Origin of the sequence: Curtobacterium sp. MCSS17_005, assembly GCF_003234225.2 — a bacterium.
In the GTDB taxonomy this organism is placed as follows: domain Bacteria; phylum Actinomycetota; class Actinomycetes; order Actinomycetales; family Microbacteriaceae; genus Curtobacterium; species Curtobacterium flaccumfaciens.
Genome location: NZ_CP126258.1, coordinates 2,180,805 through 2,197,561, shown reverse-complemented (window position 1 = coordinate 2,197,561; position 16,757 = coordinate 2,180,805). Strand labels below are relative to the sequence as shown.

Here is a 16,757-nt window from a genome sequence, read left to right as displayed (position 1 = left end):
ATGGCCAACCCCCAGGGCATCATCGACCCGCCCATCGACGACCTGCTCAGCAAGGTCGAGTCGAAGTACGCGCTCGTCATCTTCGCGTCCAAGCGCGCCCGCCAGATCAACGACTACTACGCCGACCTGCACGAGGGCTCGCTCTTCGACAACGTCGGACCGCTCGTCGACTCGACGATCGACGACAAGCCGCTGTCCGTCGCGCTCCACGAGATCAACGAGGACAAGCTCACCGTCACCAAGCAGCAGCAGCCCACCGACTGATCCCGGTGACTGCAGCTGCTCTCCGCCTCTTCACGTCCGAGTCGGTGACCGAGGGGCACCCCGACAAGATCTGCGACCAGATCTCGGACAGCATCCTCGACGCACTGCTGACGGTCGACCCGAACGCGCGCGTCGCCGTCGAGACGATGGTGACCACCGGGCTCGTGCACGTCGCCGGCGAGGTCACGACCTCCGGCTACGTCGAGATCCCCAAGCTCGTCCGTGACGTCATCACCGGCATCGGCTACAACTCGTCGGACGTCTCGTTCGACGGCGCCACCTGCGGTGTCGAGGTCTCGATCGGCGCCCAGTCGCCCGACATCGCGCAGGGTGTGGACGAGTCGCTCGACTCCCGCACCGGTGCGGTCGACCCGGTCGACCGTCAGGGCGCCGGCGACCAGGGCATCATGTTCGGCTTCGCGACGAACGAGACCCCCGAGTACATGCCGGTCGCGATCTGGCTGGCGCACCGCCTGGCCGAGCGCCTCGCCGCGGTCCGCAAGTCGGGCGAGCTGTCGTTCCTGCGTCCGGACGGCAAGACCCAGGTCACCATCGGGTACGACGGCGTCGTGCCGAAGACCGTCGAGACCGTCGTGCTCTCCACGCAGCACTCGCCGAGCGTCACGCTCGACGAGCTCACCGCGGCGATCACCGAGCACGTGATCCGTCCGGTCCTCGACCTGGTCGACCTCGACTCGTCAAACGTCGACGTCATCGTGAACCCGACCGGTCGTTTCGAGATCGGTGGCCCCCAGGGCGACGCCGGGCTCACCGGCCGCAAGGTGATCGTCGACACCTACGGCGGGGCCTCCCGTCACGGTGGCGGCGCGTTCAGCGGCAAGGACCCGTCGAAGGTCGACCGATCGGCGGCGTACGCGCTGCGCTGGGTCGCCAAGAACGCGGTCGCCGCGGGGCTGGCCGACCGGCTCGAGGTGCAGGTCGCGTACGCGATCGGCCGCGCGAAGCCCGTCGGGCTGTACGTCGAGACCTTCGGCACCGGACACGTCGACGACGCCACGATCGAGGCCGCCATCCGCCAGGTCTTCGACCTGCGTCCGGCCGCGATCATCCGCGACCTCGACCTGCTCCGACCGATCTACGCGCAGACCGCGACGTACGGCCACTTCGGCCGCGAGCTCCCCGGGTTCACGTGGGAGCAGCTCGACCGTGTCGAGGAACTCCGCGCCGCCGCAGGACTCGTCGCCGCGACCGTCTGAAGCACCGCGTGACCACCGTCGCGCGCGTCGTCCTCGACTCGCCGCTCCCGCAGTTGGACCGTCTGTTCGACTACCGGGTGCCGGCCGAGCTCGAGGACGACTGCGTCGCGGGGGTCCGCGTCAAGGTGCCGCTGCGCACCGGGGCACGGATGTCCGACGGCTACGTGGTCGAGATCGTCACCGAGGGGACGGTGTTGGCTGATACGACCTTCCCGGGTGAGCTCAGCCAGATCGAGGCCGTCCTGTCCCCGGTGCCCGTCCTGGCGCCGGAGATCTGGACTCTCGCGCGTGCCGTTGCCGACCGGGCAGCGGGTGTCGCTTCCGACGTCCTGCGCCTGGCCGTGCCACCGCGGCAGGTGCGCGCCGAGAAGGCCTGGCTCGCCCGGGACACCGCCTGGTCGCCGCCGCCGGTGACCGCCCCGCCCGTCACCGGCTACGCCGACGGCGTCCTGGAGGCCGTGGTGACGGAGCACGGGCGCGCCGCGGTCGCCGCCGTGCCCCAGCCCGTGGCGATGGGCGACGGGGACGAGCCGGTCTGGGTCCCGGGGTGGGCCGCGACGCTCGCCCAGGCCGCCGCACACACGGTGGCGGCCGAGCAGTCCGCGGTGATCGCCGTGCCGGACTTCCGCGACGTCATCGACCTCGAGCGCGCCCTGCTCGCCGTGCTGCCGCCGGAACGGGTGTTGCGGTTCGACGCCAAGCAGACGAACGGGCAGCGCGCGAAGGCCCTGCTGCAGGCCCGCACGCACCCGGTGGTCGCGATCGGCAACCGCACGGCGATGTACGCACCGGCGACCGAGCTCGGGCTGATCGCCATGTGGGACGACGGCGACGCCTCGTTCATCGAGCAGCGCGCGCCGTACGTGCACACGCGCGACGTCGCCCTGGTGCGGGCCGCCCAGTCCGGTGCCGCCCTGCTGTTCGTCTCGCACGCGCGGAGCACCGACGTGCAGCGCCTGGTCGAGCTGCACTGGCTGCAGGACGTCGTGCCCTACCGCGTGAAGACCCCGAAGGTCATCCCCACCGTGCAGCAGACCGGGGCCGAGGGGTTCGCCGCACAGGCGCGCATCCCGAGCTCTGCGTGGCGTGCCGCGCGCGAGGCCAGCCAGCACGGTGCCGTCCTGGTGCAGGTCGCGAGCCCGGGCTTCGGCACCGGCCTGGTCTGTGCCGAGTGCGGCGAACGCGCGCACTGCCGGGTCTGCGGCGGGCCGCTCGGCAGCCCGCACCGTGGAGCCACGCCCCAGTGCCGCTTCTGCGGCGCGCTGGCCGTCGGGTTCCGCTGCCCGACGTGCGGCAACGGCACCGTGAAGCCGGTCGGCCAGGGCGCACAGCGCACCGCGGAGGAGCTCGGGCGAGCGTTCCCCGGTACCCGGATCATCGTCGCCGACGGCTCTCGCCCGCTCGACGAGGTCCCCGCCCGCCCGTCCGTCGTCGTCGCCACCCGTGGGGCCGAGCCGTCGGTGCCGGGCGGCTACGCCTGCGTGCTGCTGCTCGACGGCGAGAAGATGCTCGCCCGCGAAGGGCTGCGGGTGCAGGAGGACGTGCTGCGCTTCTGGACGAACGCCGCCGCGAAGTCGTCTCCCGGTGCCGAGGTGTACCTGGTCGGGATCGGCGGTCGTCTGGCGTCGGCGATGGCCCTGTGGCGACTCGACGGACCCGCGCACGACGAACTCACCGACCGCCGCGAACTCCACTTCCCGCCGGCGGTCCGGGTGGCGACGATGACCGGCACCGACGAAGCCGTCACCGCTGCGGTCGAAGCGCTCGGCGACGCCGTCGTCGGTCCGGTGCTCGGCCCGGTCCCGGTCGAGGACGACACGTTGCCGGGCACGGTCCGGGCCATCGTGCGGTTCCCGTACGCGCATGGGGCCGAGGTCGCCGCGACGCTCAAGGCCGAGGTGATCCGGCGCTCGTCGACCCGGCGGGTGCTGAAGGGCGGCAACCGCCGACGCGCCGCTCCGACGCTGCGGGTGCGGTTGGACGACGCCGAACCGTTCTCCGAGGTCTGATCCGGCCCGACTGTGTGCGCCCGACGCAGAACGACACCGTCGACGTCGTGCGACGTCGGCGGTGTCGTTCGGGGTCTGCCGCCGTGCGGCGACCGGCTGGTGCTGGCCGGTCAGGCGTTGACGGGCCGACGACGCTCGCGCGGCAGCACGACGCCGAGGGCGACCATGCCGATGGCGAGCACGAGGTGCAGCCAGTTGTCGGCGTTGTTCAGCGGGACGAAGTTCGCACCCGAGCTGTGGCCGGCGGTGAACAGGCCGTAGATCCACAGCACGAAGTAGACGATCCCGCCGATCACGAGGTACATCCGCGAGCCGGAGGCGCGGTTGGCGGCGAGCAGTCCGACGACGCCGAACAGCAGGTGCACGATGTTGTGCAGCACGGACACCTGGAAGATGCCGAGCAGCATGCCCATCGACTCGTGTCCGGCCCCGGCCAGGTCACCGGTCGTGATGCCGGGGATGAACCCGGCGATCCCGACGAGCAGGAACACGATGCCGACCACGAGGGCGGCCTTCTGGACGGACGAACCGGCGTAGCGGTTGGTGGCGGTGGTGACGTCGCTCATGGTGTCTCCTGATCTCAGCGCGGTTGCGCGGGGTTGGTGGGCACGCCGTGGGAGGGCGGGTTGATCGTCGGACCGGCGGTGGCCGGCGTGACGTCCGCCGGTGCCGAGGCCCCCGCGGACGTCTCGGGGAGGTGCTCCGGCACGGAACCGGTCGGCTCCGCACCGCCGTCCAGGGCCTCGATCCGGTGACGGATCCGCTCCAGCACCGGCAACCGTGCGCCGTGGGCCTTCTCGTGGTCGAGCAGCACCTCGAGCTGCTCGCGGTCGAGGGCCGTCAGGTGCTCCGTCAGGTTGCCGAGCGGGACGTGGTCGAAGTCCGGGATGGGCAGGTCTCGGTCGGTCATGGTGCTCCTTCCGTCGATGCAGCCAGAACGTACGCAGCCCACGCTCTGCTGGTGCACAGGCAGCGTCGAGCACCGCGTGCTCCGGACAGGCGGTCGGGGTCGGGTGGGCCCGTCGGCGTGGGAGGATCGAACCCATGCGTCTCGTCGTCGCCGGCAGCCCCGCTGCGGCCGTCCCCACCCTCCGCCGTCTGGCGGCGTCCGACCACGAGATCGTCGCGGTGCTCACGCGGCCGGCCACCCCGCAGGGCCGCAAGCGTGTCCTCACCCCGACCCCGGTGGCCGTCGTCGCCGCGGAGCTCGGACTGCCCGTGATCGAGGCCTCGCGCGTCGACGACGCCGTCACCGCCCGGATCGCGGACCTCGACGTCGACCTCGGCGTGATCGTCGCCTACGGCGCACTGCTCCGCCGCCCGGCCCTCGACGCCCCGCGGCACGGGTGGATCAACCTGCACTTCTCCGACCTGCCGGCGTACCGCGGTGCGGCTCCCGTGCAGCGTGCGGTGATGGCCGGCGACCTCCGCACCGCCGCCACCGTCTTCCAGCTGGTCGAGGCGCTCGATGCCGGACCGGTGTACGCCGCCCTGCCCTTCGAGATCGACCCCGAGGCGACCTCGGGCGAGGTCCTCGCGGCGATGGCCGAGGTCGGCGCCGACGTGGTGGCGGGCGTCGTGGACACCATCGCCGCCGGTACCGCCGTCGCGACCGAGCAGTCCGGCGAGCCCACCCTCGCCCCGAAGCTCACGATCGACGACGGCCGCATCGACTTCGCCGCGCCCGCCACCGTCGTGCACGCGCGGCTGCGCGGGGTCACGCCCGAGCCCGGCGCGTACGCCCACCTGGGCGAGACACGCGTGAAGCTGCTCCGCAGCAGGATGGAGCCAGGAGGCGCGCAGGACCCCGCCCCGTCGCTCGCGCCCGGTGCGCTCGCACTCCACGGCGGTCGGCTGCTGATCGGGACCGCCGACACCCCGCTCGTGCTGCTCGAGGTGCAGCCGGCGGGCAAGAAGGCGATGGACGCCGCCGCCTGGGCCCGCGGCCTCGGCCAACTGGACGGGAAGGTCCTCGCATGAGCCCCCAGACGAAGCCCCAGGGTGCCCGCCGCGACCCGCGTCCGGCCAGCGCCCGCCGCGTGGCGTTCGACGTGCTCCGCGCCGTGCAGGTCGACGACGCCTACGCGAACCTGCTGCTGCCGACGCGCATCCGCCGCGCCGGGCTCACCGCCCGCGACGCCGGGTTCGCGACCGAGCTCACCTACGGGTCGATCCGGATGCTCGGCCGCTACGACGTGATCATCGCGCTGGCCTCCGGTCGCCGGGCCGAGAACATCGAGGCGGACGTCCTCGACGTGATGCGCCTCGGTGCCCACCAGCTGCTCGCCATGCGCACGCCGACGCACGCCGCCGTCGACGCCACGGTCGAGCTCGCCCGAGAGGTCGGTGCCCGCCGCGCGACCGGGTTCGTGAACGCCGTGATGCGCAAGATCGCCGCCCGCACCGATCAGGAGTGGGACGCCCTGATCACCGAGGGCCGCGCCGGGGACGCCCTGCTCGCCACCCGCTGGTCGCACCCGGTTTGGGTCGTCTCGGCGCTCCGCGACGCCCTGGCCGCCGAACGCTCCCGCGACGAGCTCGCCGCCCTGCTCGCCGCCGACAACGCCGCGCCCCGGGTGCAGCTCGCGGCCCTGCCCGGACTCGCCACCGACGAGGACATCGCCACCGCGACCGCCCGCACCGCCCCGGACGACGACACCGACGCCGCGTTCGCCGACGCGACCGGTGCGGACGACGTGCCCGCGGCCCTGGTGCCCGCCGACGACGAACCGGAGGCCGACGGCGCGACCGGCACCGTGCCTCCCGTCCGGGCCGACGAGCCCGTCGTGCAGGCGGACGCCGCGCCGGTGTCGCCCGTCGGCATCCGCGGCATCAGCGGCGACCCGGCGCGCGTGCCGGGCGTCGCCGCCGGACGCCTGCGTGTGCAGGACGAGGGGTCGCAGCTCGCCGCGCTGGCGCTGAGCCGCTCGTCGGACGTGCGTGCGGGGGAGCGGTGGCTCGACATGTGCGCCGGACCCGGCGGCAAGGCCGCGCTGCTCGCCGCCGAGGCGCAGCAGGGTGGGGCGACCCTGGTCGCCAACGAACTCGTGCCCGCCCGCGCCGGACTCGTGCGGAACGCCCTCGGTGTGTTCGGCGACCACGTGCGCGTCGTCGAGGGTGACGCCCGTCGGTACGGGCGCGACGGCACCGGGATGACCTTCGACCGCATCCTGCTCGACGCCCCGTGCACCGGGCTGGGCGCGCTGCGTCGTCGACCGGAGGCACGCTGGCGGAAGCTCCCCGAGGACGTCGAAGAGCTCGCTGCCCTGCAGACCGAACTGCTCGACGCCGCCGTCCGGGTGCTCGCACCGGGCGGGACCCTGGCGTACGTGACGTGCTCGCCGCACCTGGCCGAGACCCGCGGGCAGGTCGACGCGCTGATGGGGCGGCACGGCGACCGGCTCGAGCAGCTCGACACCGCCACGATCGTCCGGGGTGTCGCCGCACGCGACCCCGAGATCGCGGACGGCGCCACCGCGCAGCTGTGGCCGCACCGCATCGGGACGGACGCGATGTTCATCGCGCTGTTCCGCCGCGTCGACTGAGGCCCGGCCCACGGCACGCCGGTAGGCTTGCCCGGTGACGATCCGCATCTCGCCGAGCATCCTGTCCGCCGACTTCGCGAACCTCGAGCGCGAACTTCAGCGCATCGAGACCGCCGACCTGGTGCACGTCGACGTGATGGACAACCACTTCGTCCCGAACCTGACGCTCGGGCTGCCGATCGTCCAGCGCCTGCAGCAGGTGTCGCCGGTTCCGCTCGACGTGCACCTGATGGTGACCGACGCCGACGTCAACGCCCCGAAGTACGCCGAGACCGGTGCATCGAGCGTCACGTTCCACTTCGAGGCAGCCGCCGACCCGGTGGCGACCGCCGCGGCGATCCGGTCGAACGGTGCTCGGGCCGCCGTCGCCGTGAAGCCCGGTACCCCGATCACGCAGGTGCTGCACCACCTCGACGCCTACGACATGATCCTGCTGATGACGGTCGAGCCCGGGTTCGGCGGCCAGTCCTTCATGCCGTCCGTGATGCCGAAGCTCGCCGACGCCCGCGCCGCCGTCGACGCGTCCGGGCTCGACGTCTGGCTCGAGGTGGACGGCGGGATCGCGGTCGACACCGTGCCCGAGGCCGTCCGGAGCGGTGCCGACACCCTGGTGGCGGGCTCCGCGGTGTACGGCGGCGAACCCGCCGCGCGCATCGCCGACCTGCGCGAGGCTGCCGCTCGGGCGCGCTCGTGACCGGGGGAGCGCCGGAGCGCACCGGCGTCACCGAGGCGACCACTGCCTCCCGTCCGGACGGTGCGTCGGCAGCGTCAGCGGAGACCGGTAGCCTGGACTCCGTGAAGACGTTCGACGACCTGTTCCAGGAGCTCACCGAGAAGGCGCGCACGCGCCCCGAGGGCTCCGGCACCGTCGCCGAACTGGACGCCGGCGTGCACCAGATCGGCAAGAAGATCGTGGAGGAAGCCGCCGAGGTCTGGATGGCGGCCGAGTACGAGGGCGACGAGCGCACCTCGGAGGAGATCTCGCAGCTGATCTACCACCTCCAGGTCCTCATGGTCGCCAAGGGGCTCACCCCGGCGGACGTCTGGCGACATCTGTAGGAAGCGCCGCCCGGCGCACCGACGACCGCCGACGACCCCACAGAAAGCAGACCCACTGATGCTCCGCATCGCCGTGCCCAACAAGGGCTCCCTGTCCGAGACCGCGTCCGACATGCTGCGGGAGGCCGGGTACGCCGGTCGCCGCGACCCGAAGGCGCTGCACCTGCTCGACGAGCGCAACGGCGTCGAGTTCTTCTTCCTCCGCCCGCGGGACATCGCCACGTACGTGGGGTCCGGCGCGCTCGACGTCGGCATCACCGGCCGCGACCTGCTGCTCGACTCCGGGTCCGAGGCGCACGAGGTCGACGCGCTCGGCTTCGCCGACTCCACCTTCCGGTTCGCCGGCACCCCGGGTCGGTTCGCCTCGCTGCAGGATCTCGACGGCGTGCGTGTGGCCACGAGCTACCCCGGACTGGTCGGTGCGTTCCTCGCCGAGCACGGGGTCAGCTCCACGCTCGTGAAGCTCGACGGCGCGGTCGAGAGCGCCGTCCGGCTCGGGGTCGCCGACGCCGTGGCCGACGTCGTGTCGACGGGCAGCACGCTCCGGCAGGCGGGCCTCGAGATCTTCGGCCCGGTGATCCTCGAGTCGACCGCGGTGCTCGTCTCCACCGACGAGACCATCCCGGGCATCGACGTCCTGCGCCGACGCCTGCAGGGCGTGCTCGTCGCCCGTGGCTACGTGATGCTCGACTACGACGTCCCCACGGCCCTGCTCGAGCAGGCGACGGCGGTGGCGTCCGGCATCGAGTCGCCCACCGTGTCGCCGCTGCACGACCGCGACTGGGCGGCGGTCCGCGTGATGATCCCGCGCGACGACGCGAACCTCATCATGGACGCGCTCTACGACCTCGGCGCCCGGGCGATCCTCGTCAGCCCGATCCACGCCGCACGCCTGTGACCGCCGGTGGCGTGTCGGTCCGGGTCATCCCGTGCCTCGACGTCAAGGGCGGCCGCGTCGTCAAGGGCGTCAACTTCCTGGACCTCCAGGACGCCGGTGACCCCGTCGAGCTCGCGGCCCGGTACTACGAGCAGGGTGCCGACGAGCTGACCTTCCTCGACGTCGGCGCCACGGTCGAGAACCGGGCGACGATGTACGACACCGTGACCCGGACGGCCGAGCAGGTCTTCATCCCGCTCACCGTCGGCGGCGGGGTGCGCAGTGTGGACGACGTCTCGCGGCTGCAGCAGTGCGGCGCGGACAAGATCGGCGTGAACAGCGCAGCGATCGCCCGGCACGAGCTCATCGGCGAGATCGCCGACCGGTTCGGTGCCCAGGCCGTCGTGCTGTCGCTCGACGTCAAGCGCGCCGACCGGATGCCGTCGGGCTTCGTGGTCACCACCCACGGCGGGCGGACCGAGTCCGACCTCGACGCCATCGCGTGGGCACGCGAGGCTGTCGAGCGCGGCGCGGGGGAGCTGCTCGTCAACTCCATCGACGCCGACGGCACGAAGAACGGGTTCGACCTCGAACTCGTGGCCGCGGTGCGCGCCGTCTCGTCGGTCCCGGTGATCGCCTCGGGAGGCGCGGGTCGCGTCGAGCACTTCGCCCCGGCCGTCGACGCGGGTGCCGATGCAGTCCTCGCCGCCAGCGTCTTCCACCGTGGCGAGATGACCGTGGGGGACGTCAAGGCCGCGCTCCGCGCGACCGGTCACGCCGTCCGCTGATCCGCCGCCGTAGGCTAGGAGCCTCATGACCGACAGCACCAGCACCGACACCGAGGCGGTCCTCGACCGCGCACGCTTCGGTGCGGACGGCCTGCTCCCCGCCATCGTGCAGGAGGAATCGTCGAAGGACGTCCTCATGCTCGGGTACATGGACCGGGAAGCCCTCCGCCGCACCCTCACCGAGGGCCGTGTGACCTTCTGGTCGCGGTCGCGGAACGAGTACTGGCGGAAGGGCGACACCTCGGGACACGCCCAGTACGTCCGGGGCGCTGCGCTGGACTGCGACGACGACACGCTCCTCGTCACGGTGCAGCAGGTCGGGGCGGCGTGCCACACCGGTGCGCACCGGTGCTTCGACGTCGACCCGCTCGCGCCCGTGACCATGTCCGCTCCGGCGGACACGGCCGTGGAGCCGACCCGATGACCACCGCGACGATCTCGGAGACCCCGCACACGACCTCCCGACCGGAGTTCGACGGGCTGCTCGGCGACCACCGTGTCCTGCCGGTCGTCCGCGCGCTGTACGGCGACAGCGAGACGCCGGTCGGCGTCTACCGCAAGCTCGCCGACGGCCGCCCCGGGTCCTTCCTGCTCGAGTCCGCCGGTCAGGGTGGCCTGTGGTCGCGCTGGTCGTTCGTCGGCGTGCGGAGCTTCGGCGTCCTGACGCAGGACGGCGACCGCGCGGCCTGGATCGACACCGGCATCGACGCCGAGCGCGCCGTCGGGTCGCTCGACGGCGCTCCCCTCGAGGTCCTCGCACGGTTGCACGAGCGCTGGGCCACGCCGCGGGTGCCCGGCTCGCCGCCGCTCGTCGGCGGCACCGTCGGCTTCATCGGGTGGGAGGCCGTGCGCCAGCTCGAGCACCTGCCGAACGTGCCGCCGGCGGACTTCGACGTCCCCGGACAGGCCCTGTCCTTCGTCTCCGAGCTCGCCGCGCTCGATCACCGCACCGGTCTCGTGCTGCTCATTGCGAGCGTCCTGAACGACGGCACCGACGACGCGGACACGCTCTGGGCGGACGCGCAGCAGCGCCTCGACCGCATGCAGGGCGACCTGGTCCAGCCGAGCGTCGCGACCGTGGCCGAGGCCTTCGAGATCGCCGAGCCGACCCCGACCCACCGCACGAGCCCGGCCGACTACATGGCGGCCGTCGAGCGCTCGAAGGGCTTCATCCGCGACGGTGACGTGTTCCAGGTCGTCATCTCGCAGCGGTTCGACCACGAGGTCACGGCCGACCCGCTCGACGTCTACCGGGTGCTCCGGACGCTGAACCCGAGCCCGTACATGTACTTCCTCGCCCTCGCGGACACCGCCGACGAGCGGTTCTGGATCGTCGGCGCATCACCGGAGGCGCTGGTCAAGGTGCAGGGCGACCGGGCCATCACGCACCCGATCGCCGGGTCCCGCCCGCGCGGTGCCACCCCGGAAGCGGACGTCCACCTCGGCGAGGACCTGCTCGGCGACCCGAAGGAGCGCGCCGAGCACCTGATGCTCGTCGACCTCGCGCGCAACGACCTGCAGAAGGTGTGCGAGCCCGGCACCGTCAGCGTCACCGAGTTCATGACCGTCGAGCGGTTCAGCCACATCATGCACCTGGTGTCGAGCGTCGAGGGGCGGCTGCGTCCCGAGGCCTCGGCGATCGACGTGTTCCAGGCGACGTTCCCGGCAGGCACGCTCTCGGGCGCGCCGAAGCCGCGTGCGCTCGAGATCATCGACGAGCTCGAGCCGGCGAAGCGCGGTGCGTACGCCGGTGTCGTCGGGTACTTCGACTTCGCCGGTGACGCCGACCTGGCGATCGCGATCCGGACCGCCCTGATCAAGGACGGCGTGGCCCGCGTGCAGGCCGGGGCCGGACTCGTGGCGGACTCCGACCCGGAGACCGAGCACGTCGAGGCCGTCAACAAGGCCGCCGCCCCGCTGCGTGCCGTCGCCACGGCCAACCGGATGCGCGAGGTCCGCTCGTGAAGCGCTCGCGTCCGATCGTGGTCGTCGCCGGGCTCCTGGTCGCCGGCGTCATCATGCTCGCCTGGACCCAGACCTGGTTCACCGTCCGCCTGCACGCGGGTGCCGCCGTCACCTCGACGGTCTCGGCAGACGGGGCGGCGGTCGTGCCGCAGTACACCGCGCTGGCGATCGCGAGCCTCGCGCTCTTCCTGGCGATGACCATCGCAGGACGGGTGCTGCGCATCGTGCTCGCCGCCGTCGAGATCCTGCTCGGCCTCGGGGTGGTCGTCAGCGGGATCACCGCCCTCCGTGACCCGATCGCCGCTGCACGCGGTGCCGTCGGCGAGGTCGCCGGGGTCAGTGACCTCGGCGCCGTCCGCGGTGTCGTGTCGAGCGTCTCCGTGAGCCCGTGGCCCGCCGTCGGGATCGCGGGCGGCGTGCTCGCCGTGCTGCTCGGCGTGGTCGTCATCGTGGTCCAGCGCGCCTGGCCCGGCCCGAGCCGGAAGTACGGTGCCGCCACCGCCGGAGCCGCCGCAGCAGCACGTGCAGCAGCACCCGTCCAGCGCGACGCGGTCGTCGACTGGGACGACCTGAGCGCGGGCGTGGACCCGACCACCGCCGACGGCGCGGGCGCGGTGGCGCCGAGTGACGACACGGTAGGATCGACAGGGCGTCGCTCGACCGACGACGCCGGAGCAGAACGAGGAGCACCGTGAGCAACACTGAGCCCGCAGAACTCGGCGAAGGCCACTCGCCGGCCGCCTGGACCGCCGTCGTGATCATGCTGATCGGATTCGCGGCAGGCACGCTGTTCTTCTGGTTCGACCAGCCGTGGGGCGTCTGGGCCTCCGCTGGCGTCGTCCTCATCGGCCTCATCGTCGGTGGCGTGATGAAGAAGGCCGGCTACGGCGTCGACGGTCCGAAGTTCGTCCCCAAGCACCACGGCGAGTAGGGGTCTCCCGATGCCGAACGTGCTCGAGACCCTCGTCGCGGGCGCGCTCGAGGACGCAGCCGCCCGTCGTGTCGACCGTCCGTACTCGGACGTCGAACGCGACCTCGACCGGGTGGCGTCGCCGCTCGACGCCCTCGCGTTCCTCAGCCCGGGCGACCGGGTGAAGATCATCGCCGAGGTCAAGCGCGCCAGCCCGTCCCGCGGGTCGATGGCCGCGATCGCCGACCCGGCCGCCCTCGCGGCGGACTACGAGCGTGGCGGGGCCTCGACGATCAGCGTCCTGACCGAGGGCCGCAAGTTCCTCGGCAGCCTCGCCGACCTCGAAGCCGTGAAGGCCCGAGTCGGGGTCCCCGTGCTCCGCAAGGACTTCATCGCCGACCCGTACCAGGTGATCGAGGCCCGGGCGTCCGGAGCCGACGTGGTGCTGCTCATCGTGGCGGCGCTCGAGCAGGCCCGCCTGGTCGAACTGCACACCCTGGCCGAAGAACTCGGCATGCGCGTGCTGGTCGAGGCGCACTCCGGTGACGAGGTCACGCGTGGCCTCGACGCCGGTGCTCGCATCCTCGGCGTCAACGCCCGTGACCTGACCGACTTCTCGCTCGACCGCGACCTGTTCGGGTCGCTCGCCGACCGCATCCCGGCCGGGGTCGTGCGGGTCGCCGAGTCCGCGGTCTCCGGTCCGGCCGACGTCGCCCACTACCGTGCAGCGGGCGCCGACGTCGTGCTGGTGGGCGAAGCGCTCGTGACGGGTGACGACCCCGCCGCGACCCTGACGTCGTTCGTCGACGCCGCCGACCAGGCCTGACCGGCCCGGCGGGCCGCTGACCAGCGGCCCGGACCGCCCACGCATCGAGGCCGCCGACCGCGGCCGCACGTTCCACCCGTCCGACGCGGCCGACCAGCCGCGTCGGACTCGTCCCGGGAGACACATCGTGACCTCACTCCGCGACCTGCACGGCCCCTACTTCGGTGACTTCGGCGGACGCTTCGTCCCCGAGTCCCTCGTCCTCGCGCTCGACGAGCTCGAGGCCGCCTTCCGCCAGGCCTGGGCGGACCCGGCGTTCCGTGCGGAGCTCGACGAGCTGCAGCGCGACTACACCGGGCGCCCCTCGATCATCACCGAGGTGCCGCGGTTCGCGAAGCACGCCGGTGGTGCTCGGGTGATCCTGAAGCGCGAGGACCTGAACCACACCGGGTCCCACAAGATCAACAACGTCCTCGGGCAGGCCCTCGTCGCCCGTCGGCTCGGCAAGACCCGCCTGATCGCCGAGACCGGTGCCGGCCAGCACGGCGTCGCCACGGCGACCGCCGCAGCACTGTTCGGCATGGAGTGCGTCGTCTACATGGGCGCCGTGGACACCGAGCGACAGGCCCTCAACGTGGCCCGGATGCGCCTGCTCGGCGCCGAGGTCATCCCCGTCGAGACCGGTTCGCGCACCCTGAAGGACGCCATCAACGACGCCCTGCGCGACTGGGTCGCCAACGTCGAGTCGACGCACTACCTGCTCGGCACGGTCGCCGGTCCGCACCCGTTCCCCGAGATGGTGCGCGAGTTCCACAAGGTCATCGGCGAGGAAGCCCGCCAGCAGGTCCTCGACCGCGTCGGTCGCCTGCCCGACGCCGTCGCGGCCTGCGTCGGCGGCGGCTCGAACGCGATGGGCATCTTCGAGGCGTTCCTCGACGACGAGTCCGTCGCACTGCACGGCTTCGAGGCCGGTGGCGACGGCGTCGAGACCGGTCGGCACGCGGCGAGCATCACGCTCGGTCGCGAGGGGGTGCTGCAGGGCGCGAAGTCGTACCTGATGCAGGACGAGGACGGCCAGACGATCGAGAGCCACAGCATCTCCGCCGGACTCGACTACCCGAGCGTCGGACCGGAGCACGCGTACCTGGCGTCGATCGGCCGCGCGAAGTACCAGCCGATCACCGACACCGAGGCGATGGAGGCCTTCCGCCTGCTGAGCCAGACCGAGGGCATCATCCCGGCGATCGAGTCGTCCCACGCCCTCGCCGGTGCGATGAAGCTCGGCAAAGAGCTCGGCCCCGAGGGTGTCGTGCTCGTGAACCTGTCCGGCCGGGGTGACAAGGACGTCGCGTCCGCCAGTCGCTACTTCGGCATCCTCGACGAGAACGCGGTGCAGCTGTGACCACGAACCGGACCGTCGCCACGACGATCGACACCGCCAACGCCGAGCGCGCCGGAGCCGTCGTCGGCTACCTGCCCGCGGGGTACCCGAACCTGCAGACCAGCGTCGACGCCGCCGTCGCCCTCGCCGAGAACGGCGTGGACGTCATCGAGTTCGGCCTGCCGTACTCCGACCCGGTGATGGACGGCCCCGTGATCCAGCGGGCGGCCGAGGAGAGCCTGGCGAACGGCTTCCGGGTCGCACAGGTCTTCGACGCCGTGCAGCAGATCACCGAGCGGGCCGACGTGCCGGTGCTCGTCATGACGTACTGGAACCCGGTGCTGCGCTACGGCGTGGACCGCTTCGCCGACGACCTCGTCGCCGCCGGAGCCGCCGGCCTCATCACGCCCGACCTCATCCCCGACGAGGCCTCCGCGTGGACCGAGGCCTCCGAGCGGACCGGGCTCGACCGGGTCTTCCTCGCCGCGCCGTCCTCGTCGGACGAGCGCATGCGCCAAGCGGTCCAGGCCAGCCGTGGGTTCGTGTACGCCGTCTCGACGATGGGTGTGACCGGTGCACGGGCCGGGGTCGACGTCGCCGCACGCACGGTGGTGTCGCGCCTGCGCGACGCCGGGGTCGAGCGCACCTGCGTCGGTCTCGGGATCTCGACGGCCGAGCAGGTCGGTGAGGTCCTCGAGTACGCCGACGGTGCCATCGTCGGGTCCGCGTTCGTCCGCGCGCTTGCCGACCTCGGTGTGCAGGGTGTGGCCGACCGTGCCGCCGACCTCGCCACCGGCGCCCGCCGCCGCTAGTCCAGTTCCTGTCCGGCCCGCGACCCGCGCTACAGTGAGCGAGGCCGACGCCACGTCGACCGCGCCCCGTCAGTTCCGAAAGGCGACAGCACCTCCATGCCCCTCCTGAGCATCCCGAGCCCGAGCACCGCCTGGCAGTACTTCGACCTGACCGCCTGGCTGCGCGACGCGTTCGGCTGGTCGCTGCCCCTCGACTTCCGCATCCACGCGTACGCGATCTGCATCCTGATCGGGATCGTCGCCGCGGTCGTCCTGGCGAACCGCCGACTCAACGCCCGTGGTGTCGAACGCTGGATCATCATCGACATCGCGATCTGGGCCGTCCCCGCCGGCATCATCGGCGGTCGTCTCTTCCACGTGTTCACCCACGTGTCCGACTACTTCGGCCCCGGCATCGACCCGCTGTCCTTCCTGTACATCTGGGAGGGCGGGCTCGCCATCTTCGGCGCGCTCATCCTCGGGTCGGTCGGCGCGTGGATCGGCTGCCGCCAGGTGGGCCTGCGGTTCACGTCGTTCATCGACGCCGTGGTGCCGGGCGTCCTGCTCGCACAGGCCTTCGGCCGTCTGGGCAACTACTTCAACCAGGAGCTCTTCGGCATGCCGACGAGCCTGCCCTGGGGCCTCGAGATCGACTCGAGCAACGCCGCGTTCCCGAAGGGCCTGCCCGAGGGCACGCTGTTCCACCCGACCTTCCTGTACGAGATCATCTGGAACGTCCTCGGTGTCGTCGTCATCCTCTTCCTGGCGCGCAAGTTCACGCTGCAGTGGGGCAAGGTCCTCGGCCTGTACCTGATCTGGTACGGCGCCGGGCGCTCGGTGCTCGAGTCCATCCGCGTCGACACGAGCGAGACCTTCTTCGGCGTCCGCACCAACGTGTGGGTGGCCCTCGCCGCGGTCGTGATCGGCATCCTGATCTTCGTGGTGCAGAGCCGCCGGCACACCGGCAAGGAGCCGAGCCCGTACCTGCCGGGTCGCGGGCCCCGTCCGACCTCCGTTGTAGACTCCGAGGACACCTTCTCGGAGCACGATGACGACGCAGCAGACGGCGTCACGAGCGACGAACCGGTCACGACCACTCGCTGATCCCGTGGTGGGAGCACCCGCTCCCGACGACCCACCGGTCACGCGCAGTACCACCAGCAGCAGCAGCAACAGACGGTCTCC

The 16,757-nt window shown here is 72.2% G+C and carries 19 protein-coding genes; 17 read left to right on the top strand and 2 right to left on the bottom strand.

Translation table 11 applies throughout. The features are described from left to right. Genes rpoZ through DEJ20_RS10585 form a run of 3 tightly spaced genes read left to right on the top strand, consistent with a single transcriptional unit; the run spans position 1 to position 3,490 of the window. Positions 1 to 264 (top strand): DNA-directed RNA polymerase subunit omega, encoded by a 264-nt coding sequence (gene rpoZ, locus DEJ20_RS10595; protein WP_017887186.1) that lies wholly within the window; start codon positions 1 to 3, stop codon positions 262 to 264. A 5-nt stretch (positions 265 to 269) separates the two neighbouring features. Beyond that, on the top strand, positions 270 to 1,481 hold the full coding sequence (gene metK, locus DEJ20_RS10590; RefSeq protein WP_111235054.1) for a methionine adenosyltransferase: 1,212 nt from the start codon (positions 270 to 272) through the stop codon (positions 1,479 to 1,481). A gap of 8 nt (positions 1,482 to 1,489) precedes the next feature. Further along, a complete protein-coding gene (locus DEJ20_RS10585) occupies positions 1,490 to 3,490 on the top strand; it encodes a primosomal protein N' family DNA-binding protein (RefSeq protein ID WP_111235053.1) in 2,001 nt (666 codons plus the stop codon). A gap of 110 nt (positions 3,491 to 3,600) precedes the next feature. Here the strand turns inward: DEJ20_RS10585 and DEJ20_RS10580 are convergent, their stop codons facing one another. Together DEJ20_RS10580 and DEJ20_RS10575 are read right to left on the bottom strand one after the other, a co-directional pair. Continuing rightward, entirely contained in the window at positions 3,601 to 4,056 is a 456-nt protein-coding gene (locus DEJ20_RS10580) for a DUF4383 domain-containing protein (protein ID WP_111235052.1), read from the bottom strand. Between the two features lie 14 nt (positions 4,057 to 4,070). Further along, the gene (locus DEJ20_RS10575; RefSeq protein ID WP_111235051.1) at positions 4,071 to 4,400 is read right to left on the bottom strand and encodes a DUF8129 domain-containing protein; all 330 of its coding nucleotides are present in this window, start codon (positions 4,398 to 4,400) and stop codon (positions 4,071 to 4,073) included. Between the two features lie 134 nt (positions 4,401 to 4,534). Here DEJ20_RS10575 and DEJ20_RS10570 point away from each other — a divergent pair, with 134 nt between their 5' ends. The 14 genes from DEJ20_RS10570 to lgt all read left to right on the top strand — a co-directional run bounded on the left by DEJ20_RS10570 (position 4,535) and on the right by lgt (position 16,676). After that, a complete protein-coding gene (locus tag DEJ20_RS10570; protein WP_111235050.1) occupies positions 4,535 to 5,470 on the top strand; it encodes a methionyl-tRNA formyltransferase in 936 nt (311 codons plus the stop codon). Next, the gene (locus DEJ20_RS10565) at positions 5,467 to 7,035 is read left to right on the top strand and encodes an RsmB/NOP family class I SAM-dependent RNA methyltransferase (RefSeq protein WP_258377132.1); all 1,569 of its coding nucleotides are present in this window, start codon (positions 5,467 to 5,469) and stop codon (positions 7,033 to 7,035) included. Before DEJ20_RS10570 ends, DEJ20_RS10565 begins: the two co-directional genes overlap by 4 nt. Positions 7,036 to 7,069: 34 nt before the next feature. Then, on the top strand, positions 7,070 to 7,729 hold the full coding sequence (gene rpe, locus DEJ20_RS10560; RefSeq protein WP_111235049.1) for a ribulose-phosphate 3-epimerase: 660 nt from the start codon (positions 7,070 to 7,072) through the stop codon (positions 7,727 to 7,729). Between the two features lie 101 nt (positions 7,730 to 7,830). Beyond that, positions 7,831 to 8,094 (top strand): phosphoribosyl-ATP diphosphatase, encoded by a 264-nt coding sequence (locus DEJ20_RS10555; RefSeq protein WP_027465728.1) that lies wholly within the window; start codon positions 7,831 to 7,833, stop codon positions 8,092 to 8,094. A gap of 58 nt (positions 8,095 to 8,152) precedes the next feature. Next, entirely contained in the window at positions 8,153 to 8,992 is an 840-nt protein-coding gene (gene hisG / locus DEJ20_RS10550) for an ATP phosphoribosyltransferase (RefSeq protein WP_027465727.1), read from the top strand. Positions 8,993 to 9,003: 11 nt separating this feature from the next. Further along, a complete protein-coding gene (gene hisF, locus DEJ20_RS10545; RefSeq protein WP_258374845.1) occupies positions 9,004 to 9,759 on the top strand; it encodes an imidazole glycerol phosphate synthase subunit HisF in 756 nt (251 codons plus the stop codon). A gap of 25 nt (positions 9,760 to 9,784) precedes the next feature. Next, on the top strand, positions 9,785 to 10,183 hold the full coding sequence (gene hisI / locus DEJ20_RS10540) for a phosphoribosyl-AMP cyclohydrolase (RefSeq protein WP_027465725.1): 399 nt from the start codon (positions 9,785 to 9,787) through the stop codon (positions 10,181 to 10,183). After that, on the top strand, positions 10,180 to 11,724 hold the full coding sequence (locus DEJ20_RS10535; protein ID WP_111235047.1) for an anthranilate synthase component I: 1,545 nt from the start codon (positions 10,180 to 10,182) through the stop codon (positions 11,722 to 11,724). Before hisI ends, DEJ20_RS10535 begins: the two co-directional genes overlap by 4 nt. Further along, the gene (locus tag DEJ20_RS10530) at positions 11,721 to 12,419 is read left to right on the top strand and encodes a Trp biosynthesis-associated membrane protein (protein WP_111235046.1); all 699 of its coding nucleotides are present in this window, start codon (positions 11,721 to 11,723) and stop codon (positions 12,417 to 12,419) included. The genes DEJ20_RS10535 and DEJ20_RS10530 overlap by 4 nt, the downstream gene beginning before the upstream one ends. Further along, on the top strand, positions 12,416 to 12,655 hold the full coding sequence (locus DEJ20_RS10525) for an HGxxPAAW family protein (RefSeq protein WP_017887200.1): 240 nt from the start codon (positions 12,416 to 12,418) through the stop codon (positions 12,653 to 12,655). Before DEJ20_RS10530 ends, DEJ20_RS10525 begins: the two co-directional genes overlap by 4 nt. Positions 12,656 to 12,674: 19 nt before the next feature. Then, positions 12,675 to 13,460 (top strand): indole-3-glycerol phosphate synthase TrpC, encoded by a 786-nt coding sequence (gene trpC, locus DEJ20_RS10520; RefSeq protein ID WP_111235163.1) that lies wholly within the window; start codon positions 12,675 to 12,677, stop codon positions 13,458 to 13,460. A 127-nt stretch (positions 13,461 to 13,587) separates the two neighbouring features. Next, a complete protein-coding gene (gene trpB / locus DEJ20_RS10515) occupies positions 13,588 to 14,802 on the top strand; it encodes a tryptophan synthase subunit beta (protein WP_071244754.1) in 1,215 nt (404 codons plus the stop codon). Beyond that, complete coding sequence (gene trpA, locus DEJ20_RS10510) at positions 14,799 to 15,593, top strand: tryptophan synthase subunit alpha (protein WP_111094250.1); 795 nt, start codon at positions 14,799 to 14,801, stop codon at positions 15,591 to 15,593. Before trpB ends, trpA begins: the two co-directional genes overlap by 4 nt. A gap of 96 nt (positions 15,594 to 15,689) precedes the next feature. After that, the gene (gene lgt, locus DEJ20_RS10505; protein ID WP_071244753.1) at positions 15,690 to 16,676 is read left to right on the top strand and encodes a prolipoprotein diacylglyceryl transferase; all 987 of its coding nucleotides are present in this window, start codon (positions 15,690 to 15,692) and stop codon (positions 16,674 to 16,676) included. The last annotated feature ends 81 nt before the right edge of the window (positions 16,677 to 16,757 follow it).